This window comes from Devosia sp. MC521 (genome assembly GCF_014127105.1).
In the GTDB taxonomy this organism is placed as follows: Bacteria; Pseudomonadota; Alphaproteobacteria; order Rhizobiales; family Devosiaceae; genus Devosia.
Genome location: NZ_CP059902.1, coordinates 3,510,001 through 3,517,500, shown reverse-complemented (window position 1 = coordinate 3,517,500; position 7,500 = coordinate 3,510,001). Strand labels below are relative to the sequence as shown.

The window sequence follows — 7,500 nt, the reverse complement described above, 5'->3', positions numbered from 1 at the left end:
TTAGCCGCGCCACCAGTGAAGGGGTCCCATTGGGCTCCACCAGCGCCAGCATTCCGTGTGCCGCCACCTGGATTACCGCCACGCGGTTGTCCCCCAAAGCCGCTCATAAACTCCTTGAGAATGTCTTCGGCTGAAAAACCGCCTCCCGCGTTGCCACGCGCACCAGTGCGTCCCCCTCCAAATCCCCCGCCGCCAAAGCCACCGAATTTTGGATTACCGTCAGCGTCGATTTCACCACGATCGAATTGACCGCGTTTTTCGGGATTGTTCAGTAGATCATAGGCGCCAGTTGCCTCAGCAAACTTTGCATGAGCGGACGGATCATCGGGGTTTTGGTCCGGATGATATTGTTTGGCCAGCTTGCGATAGGCAGACTTAATGTCTTTGTCGCTTGCGGACCGCGACACGCCGAGTACGGTGTATGGATCGCGCATTTAGGTCCAATCTTTAGAGTTCAGGCGTTGCTCCGCCTCTATTTCAAGTCCTATATGGCGACGCCCTACGGCCTTGTCCAGTTGGGCTGCGCGACTGAATGCAGGAAATCTCACTATGGCCCAACCTCTCACAGATCTCCTCTTCGACGACCAGGACCAATCCGAGCTCAATCCGTTCGCCATTTTTGAAGAATGGTTCGCTTTGGCGCAAGTTTCCGAGCCTAATGATCCGCACGCAATGGCGGTCGCCAGTGTTGATGCTGATGGTTTGCCTGACGTCCGTATGGTCCTGATGAACCAGAGGGATGCACGAGGATTTTGCTTCTTCACCAATTTTGAAAGTGCCAAGGGCCAACAATTGGTGGCCCAGCCGAGGGCGGCGTTTCTTTTCCATTGGAAGAGCCTGCGCCGCCAAGTGCGGTTGCGGGGTGAGGTCGAGATAGTTTCGGCCGAAGACGCTGACGCTTATTTCGCCTCTCGCGCGAAGGGGAGCCGCATTGCATCCGCGACTTCCAAACAATCCCGACCATTGGGTAGTCGGGCGCAGATGATGGATGAGGTTGAGCAACTGACGGCTATGATTGGGGACGGTGAGATGGCGCGGCCTCCCCATTGGTCGGGTTTCCGTCTTGTGCCGACACAAATAGAATTTTGGAAAGACGGCGAGTTCCGCTTGCACGATCGCGTCCGGTTCACCCGCAGTACCGCCAACAGCGATTGGTCGCGTACGCGGCTCTATCCTTAAGGTAACGGACGGAAAGTTGAGTTTCTGACAACCTCTTGCCACTAATTTTGAGGTCTAATCTGGGGATGCCCGTCTCTTGCGCATATTGATCAGAAGCTCGAAGACCGCCATTTGGGCTCGCCGTTTAGGTAGCCTAGCGGTGCCGTTGGTGGTGCTGAGTGTTGTATTGCATCGTCTCGGCTTGATCTCCAGCAATGTGTTCCAAATTGCGGCCCTGATTGCCGGTCTGGTCGCGGCCCTTGCAGTGCTCTTGGCTGGGGTTGCGCTGCTACGTCTGTGGTTCACCGGCGACCATGGGTGGCGCAATTGTTTCGGGGCGTTGTTTTGGGGGCTCTTATGTCTGGTGCCATTTGCTTGGCATGCACAATTGGCGTGGCGCTATCCGCATGTGACGGATGTGGCGACGGCTTCGACAGGTTTGCTTCCACTGACATTCGAGCCTGATACGGCAAGGATGCCGAATGCACGCATGCTGTCTCGTGAAGATCATTTGCGCAGCTTCCCAAGTGCGCTTACGCGTGCCTATCCGATCGCGCCTGAGGAACTCCACGCCCTTGTGTTGCGCCTCATCGCACAACAAGGTTGGGACGTGCGCTTCGATCAGGTGCCGTCGGAATTCTCGGGCCGGATCAACGCTCGTGTGACAACACTAATCGGCTGGCGCGAAGAAGTTGTTTTTGGAATTTCAACCACGCCGACGGGTTCGAAAATTGACATGCGGTCAGCTTCGATCGGGGCGGCGCATGATTTCGGTTCAAACGGCAACCGGATCATGAGTTTTCTGAGTTCCCTCGATAACGAGGTCACGGCTTTTATTCGGGATAATCCTAGCCTCAATCAACCTGATGCTGCTGATGAGGCAGAAAGCCCACAGGTGGAAATGGGCGGCGCTTAATAGGTCCGCCCATTTCTCAAATGCTAGTGGGTGAGGACGCGGCGTACCGCGTCGTCCCACCCGGCGATTTTGGCTAGGCGCTCCTTAGGGTCCATGTCCGGTTCAAAGCGTTGATCCCGCTCCCAAGCGGCTGCAAACTCTTGCATGCCCGGCCAAACACCAGCCTTCATGCCCGCCAACCATGCCGCGCCGAGCGCAGTGGTTTCGAGAATGGTAGGGCGATCAACGGGCGCGTCAAGCAAATTGGCCAAGCTCTGCATGGTCCAATCCGAGGCGACCATGCCGCCGTCGACGCGCAATACAGTGTCTGTGCCTTGCCCTTTCCAATCTTTCTTCATGGCTTCGATGAGATCGACGGTTTGGTAGCAAACGGCTTCGAGCGCGGCCTTGGCAATTTCGGCTGGGCCGGTATTGCGGGTCAGGCCGAAGATTGCGCCCCGCGCATCGGCATCCCACCACGGCGCGCCGAGGCCGACAAAGGCCGGCACCATATACACATTTTGGGTCGGGTCAGCGGTGCGGGCGAGGGGGCCGGTATCTTTGGCTTCTTTGACGAGTTTTAGACCGTCTCTAATCCATTGCACTGCGGCGCCCGCAATAAAGATCGAGCCTTCAAGCGCATAGGCGGTTTTGCCATTGAGACGATAGGCAATGGTGGTGAGAAGGCGGTTTTCCGAGCGCACCATGTCGGCGCCAGTGTTGAGCACGGCGAAGCAGCCGGTGCCATAAGTCGACTTCACCATGCCTGGCTCAAAGCAGGCCTGACCAATGGTGGCGGCATGCTGATCTCCCGCAACGCCCAGAATTGGGATTTCTGCTCCGAACAGACTTTTCTCAGTAACACCGAAATCGTCAGCGCAATCCTTTACGTCAGGTAGAATGGCCATGGGAACGTCGAGGATCTCGCAGAGTTCTTTGTCCCATTGGTTCTTGGCGATGTCGAACATTAAGGTGCGCGAGGCATTGGTGGCATCTGTCGCGTGCATCTTGCCGCCGGTAAGGCGCCAGATGAGGAAACTGTCAATCGTGCCGAAGGCCAATTCGCCCTTATTGGCACGCTCGCGAGCAGTGCTCACTTTGTCGAGCAGCCACTTCACCTTGGTGCCCGAGAAGTAGGGATCGAGCAAAAGGCCAGTGCGCTTGGTAAAGAGCTCTTCGTGGCCATTGGCCTTAAGCTCGGCGCATGCACGAGCGGTGCGGCGATCCTGCCAGACGATGGCGTTGTAGATAGGCTCGCCGGTTTCACGGTCCCAAATCACCACTGTTTCGCGCTGATTGGTGATGCCGATGGCGGCGATGTCGCTGGCCTCAAGCTTGGCCTCTTTGAGGGCCTTATTCACGGTAGACTGAACCGTCGACCAGATCTCTTCTGGATCATGTTCGACCCAGCCATCCTCTGGGAAGATCTGCTTGAATTCACTCTGCCCGACACCGACAATTTTGCGGTTGCCGTCAAAGACAATGGCGCGGCTCGATGTGGTGCCCTGATCGATGGCCAACACAAACTTTTTCATATTTGTTTCCTCCCCTGCGTGCCCTTGCGGTCCGTGCCTGCCCTATGACGTGCTTGTCGCCAGATACGCCTCGAGCTGCGCCACATCTTCGGCGCTGGTGCGGAGCCCTTGTTTGGTTCGACGCCATAGCACGTCTTGTGCGGTTCGAGCCCATTCTTGTGTAACCAGATAATCGACCTCGCGACTGTATAGGTCGGAGCCGAAGGAGCGACCGAGATCGGCAATAGTTTGGGCCGTGCCCAGAATAACCCGCGCCCTGGTGCCATAGAGGCGCATGAGCCGACGCAGGAGAGATGGGGGCAGGGCAGAATAATCTTTTGCCAAGCGACGAACTTCAGCGTCAAAACTTTTCACGCCAAAATCTCCACCGGGCAAAGTGCTAGTCTTTGTCCAGGCCGCGCCCCTCTGTCCTAAGATGGCTTCAATTTTCTCCAGTGCCGCTTCGGCGAGACGGCGCGAGGTCGTCAGTTTGCCACCGAAAATGTTGAGTACGGCACCCGTGCTCGAATCGCCTTCGAGCTTGAGAACGTAATCGCGCGTGGCTTCCTGCGCCGCGGACGCGCCGTCATCATAAAGTGGACGCACGCCGGAATAGGTCCAGACGATGTCGTCACGGGTGATCGTGTCCGCAAAATACTCATTGGCAGCGGCGAGAAGATAAGAGGTCTCTTCCTCGCTGATTTTCACGTTGCGCGGATCATCATGATAATCGCGATCAGTGGTGCCGATGAGGGTGAAATCGTCCTCGTAGGGAATAGCGAAGAAAATGCGGCCATCGCCGTTTTGGAAGAAATAGCACCGGTCGTGCTCGTAGAGTTTCTTCACCACGATGTGGCTGCCCTGAACGAGACGAACATTGTGTTTGCCGTTCTTGCCCATCACCCCGTTGATGACCTCGTCGACCCATGGGCCAGCAGCATTGATCAGCATTTTAGCGCGAACGCGAGTTTTGCCTGCTTCGCCATCGAGCTCGATGGTCCAAGCTCCCTCTTCGCGACGTGCGGCAGTGACTTTGGTGCGGACAAGAATTTCGGCGCCTTTATCGGCGGCGTCACGGGCATTGAGCACCACAAAGCGGGCGTCATTGACCCAGCAATCAGAATATTCAAAACCCAGCTTATGGCCGGGCTTGAGGGGCTTTCCGGCTTCATCCTTGGTCAGGTCAAGGGTTTTGGTTGGCGGCAGGAGTTTGCGACCACCCATATAATCATACATGGCCAGACCGGTGCGCAGCACAACCGCCGGGCGCATGCCTTTTTGGTGTGGCAGCACAAAGCGCAGCGGCCAGATGATATGCGGGGCTGTGGCCCAGAGCACTTCGCGCTCGGCCAACGCTTCGTGGACGAGGCGGAACTCGTAGTGCTCGAGATAGCGCAGGCCACCGTGAATGAGCTTGGTCGCCGCCGAGCTGGTTCCAGAGGCGAGGTCATTCATCTCCGCTAAACCAACGGTAAAACCACGTCCGACAGCATCACGCGCAATGCTTACGCCATTGATGCCGCCGCCAATCACGAAAATATCCAGCATGATATCCTGCCGTTTCAAGAGATGTTTCGTTTGTATGTTTTATTGGTTCGTTTGTGAAGGCTTTGTGTTTCGCTTTGATGGTGCGACAAACATGCATTGACCCCTGCCGTTGGCAGGGTTAGGGCATGGATTAATCCCTTCTCGGGCCCGGACATCTGGCCATGCTCTCGATCCTAGCCGTCAATGTGCCGATCTTCGCGCTTATCGCCTTGGGCTATAGCGCGGTGCGGTATCGATTGTTCCCAGCTGATGGCGTGAAAGCGCTGATTGCTTTCGTGAACAATTTCGCGACGCCGTGTTTGCTGTTCCACTCAATCCTAACCAGCGATTTCAGTTCAGCCTTTACTCTTGGCATTATCGGGCCGTTTTATCTCGGCGCGTGGATCTGCTTCGGTATTGGTATTGTGTTGGGCCGGGGCTGGTTCAAGCTACCGCGAGGCGAAAGCGTCGCCTTTGGCTTTTCGTCCATGTTCACCAATACGGTGCTGGTTGGCCTGCCGATCATGTCGCGCGCTTATGGTGATGCGGCACTGCCGGTGACGCTGTCGATCATCGGCGTGCACGCCGCGATCCTGCTCACCACAGGCATGGTCACTATGGAGCTGATGCGCCGGGACGGTAAATCTCTGGCCGCAACGCTGACCGTTGCCGTTCGACGTGTGGCGACCAATCCGTTGATCTGGGGCATTGCCGCGGGCATGATTGCCTCGACCATCAATCTCCAATTGATCGAACCGGCGGAAGCCTTTCTGACCATGATGAGTCAGGCCGTGGTGCCTGTGGCCTTATTCGGCATCGGCGGGGCTCTCAATGAATTTAAACTGTCGGAGAACTGGCGGCCGGCCTTCGTGGCCTCGCTGATGAAACTCATCCTGCACCCGGCCATTGCCTATGTGCTGATGATTTGGGTGCTGCATATTCCGATGGAGATCGCCCGCTATGGAATTTTGCTCGCCGCCATGCCGGCTGGCGTCAACATCTATGTCTTCGCCACTTATTATGATCGCGGCGTGTCGGTAGCAGCGAATACGATACTGATTGCCACCATATTGTCCGCGGTTACCATTTCAGTCTGGCTCTACATATTGGGAATGTAGAGCCAAGTCGCTTATTCCGAGGAGGGAAGAATGACCATAGAAATCCTGCAGACCGGCCCGTTGTTAGCCAGCTGTGAAAAAGCCCTCGCGGAGAAATATATCGTCCACAAGCTGCATGAGCAGGCCGATAGGAACGCTTGGCTCAAGGCCAATGGCGCGCGCATACGCGCCCATGCCGGTTCGGGCGTTCAGGCAAAGCTCATGAACGCGCTACCTAATCTCGAAATCATCTCAAGCTTTGGCGTTGGCTACGATAATATCGACACTGCTACGGCTAAGGCGAAGAACATTCGCGTCACCAATACGCCCGATGTTCTCAACGATGCCGTGGCCGAGCTGACGGTCGGGCTCATGATTTCTTTGGCGCGCCGTATCCCGCAGGGTGACCAGTTCGTGCGCAATGGCCATTGGCTCAACGGGGGCATGGGGCTCTTCTCAGAGCTCACTGGCAAAACCGTCGGCATTTTGGGCCTGGGTCGTATCGGCAAGGAAATCGCCAGCCGTCTGCAAGCGATGAAGATGCGTGTCGTCTATTACGGACGCTCCAAGCAGGACAATGTCCCATACACGTTTTACGACAAGCTCGGAGACATGGCGCGCGACAGCGATTGGCTCGTGGTGATCGCTCCGGGCGGCAAATCCACAGAAGGCATTGTCTCGCGAGCCGTACTCGAAGCGCTCGGACCGCAAGGCTATGTCGTTAATGTGGCGCGCGGGACGCTCGTCGATGAACCCGCACTCGTCGAACTGTTGACGAACAAGAAACTCGGCGGCGCTGCCTTGGACGTCTTTGTTGATGAGCCAGAAGTCCCCGAAGCGCTCTATGCCTTGGATAATGTCGTCCTCTCCCCGCATCAGGGCAGTGCGACCCACCAGACCCGCGACGCAATGGGGGCGCTCTTAGTCGCCAATCTCGACCGTCATTTTGCGGGTGAACCCCTGATCAGCCCGGTGGTGTGACAGTTCACGAGGGAAAAGGCGGGCGTTTTCGAGAGGCACTCGACTCGCAAAACGCCTACGATTCCGCTCTAAACCCAAAATGAACTGACATTTCAGTGTCTTGAGCGTGCTGTTGCCAAAAATCTTCCCCCAGGTGGATAACTCGGGACAGCGTTGCAAACGCTACTGACTCAGCCGGCTTTTTCACAAAGCGACGTAGGCCAAAAAGCTGAATCATATCGATTTTTGTCGAGGTCTCTGGACACGAAACAGTGCTGCCCCTATAACCCGGTGATCGCTGCAGAGCACAGCGCCTCACGGCACTGAGCGACGCAGCAAACGACTGAAA

Annotated in this window: 7 protein-coding genes (1 of these 7 only partly in view); 4 read left to right on the top strand and 3 right to left on the bottom strand. The window is 56.5% G+C overall.

The window, feature by feature from the left end; translation table 11 throughout:
- A protein-coding gene (locus H4N61_RS16945; RefSeq protein ID WP_169197041.1) for a DnaJ C-terminal domain-containing protein crosses the window boundary here: on the bottom strand, nucleotides 1–434 show its 5' end (the start). 529 nt of this gene lie to the left of the window's left edge; 434 of the gene's 963 nt are visible here — the first part of the coding sequence; its start codon is at nucleotides 432–434; its stop codon lies beyond the left edge, outside the window.
- Between the two features lie 115 nt (nucleotides 435–549).
- Between H4N61_RS16945 and pdxH the strand changes: the two genes are divergently transcribed.
- Together pdxH and H4N61_RS16935 are read left to right on the top strand one after the other, a co-directional pair.
- Nucleotides 550–1,179 (top strand): pyridoxamine 5'-phosphate oxidase, encoded by a 630-nt coding sequence (pdxH, locus tag H4N61_RS16940; protein WP_169197040.1) that lies wholly within the window; start codon nucleotides 550–552, stop codon nucleotides 1,177–1,179.
- A 250-nt stretch (nucleotides 1,180–1,429) separates the two neighbouring features.
- Nucleotides 1,430–2,074, top strand: a complete 645-nt coding sequence (locus H4N61_RS16935; protein WP_182394537.1) for a DUF1499 domain-containing protein — start codon at nucleotides 1,430–1,432, stop codon at nucleotides 2,072–2,074.
- A gap of 23 nt (nucleotides 2,075–2,097) precedes the next feature.
- Here H4N61_RS16935 and glpK read toward each other — a convergent pair whose 3' ends face one another.
- Both glpK and glpD read right to left on the bottom strand, forming a co-directional pair.
- Nucleotides 2,098–3,588 carry a glycerol kinase GlpK gene (gene glpK, locus H4N61_RS16930; protein WP_169197038.1) on the bottom strand — a complete coding sequence of 497 codons (1,491 nt, stop codon included), beginning with the start codon at nucleotides 3,586–3,588 and terminating at the stop codon, nucleotides 2,098–2,100.
- A gap of 42 nt (nucleotides 3,589–3,630) precedes the next feature.
- Nucleotides 3,631–5,115, bottom strand: a complete 1,485-nt coding sequence (gene glpD, locus H4N61_RS16925; RefSeq protein ID WP_169197037.1) for a glycerol-3-phosphate dehydrogenase — start codon at nucleotides 5,113–5,115, stop codon at nucleotides 3,631–3,633.
- 161 nt (nucleotides 5,116–5,276) lie between these two features.
- On the opposite strand from glpD, the gene H4N61_RS16920 reads away from it, so the two are divergent.
- Nucleotides 5,277–6,212, top strand: a complete 936-nt coding sequence (locus H4N61_RS16920) for an AEC family transporter (protein WP_169197036.1) — start codon at nucleotides 5,277–5,279, stop codon at nucleotides 6,210–6,212.
- Between the two features lie 30 nt (nucleotides 6,213–6,242).
- Complete coding sequence (locus H4N61_RS16915) at nucleotides 6,243–7,172, top strand: 2-hydroxyacid dehydrogenase (protein ID WP_169197035.1); 930 nt, start codon at nucleotides 6,243–6,245, stop codon at nucleotides 7,170–7,172.
- Nucleotides 7,173–7,500: the final 328 nt, after the last annotated feature.

Coding starts and splice junctions, on each gene's coding strand:
- pdxH (WP_169197040.1), top strand. CDS start 550: ATGGCCCAACCTCTCACAGATCTCCTCTTCGACGACCAGGACCAATCC.
- glpK (WP_169197038.1), bottom strand. CDS start 3,588: ATGAAAAAGTTTGTGTTGGCCATCGATCAGGGCACCACATCGAGCCGC.
- glpD (WP_169197037.1), bottom strand. CDS start 5,115: ATGCTGGATATTTTCGTGATTGGCGGCGGCATCAATGGCGTAAGCATT.
- H4N61_RS16920 (WP_169197036.1), top strand. CDS start 5,277: ATGCTCTCGATCCTAGCCGTCAATGTGCCGATCTTCGCGCTTATCGCC.
- H4N61_RS16915 (WP_169197035.1), top strand. CDS start 6,243: ATGACCATAGAAATCCTGCAGACCGGCCCGTTGTTAGCCAGCTGTGAA.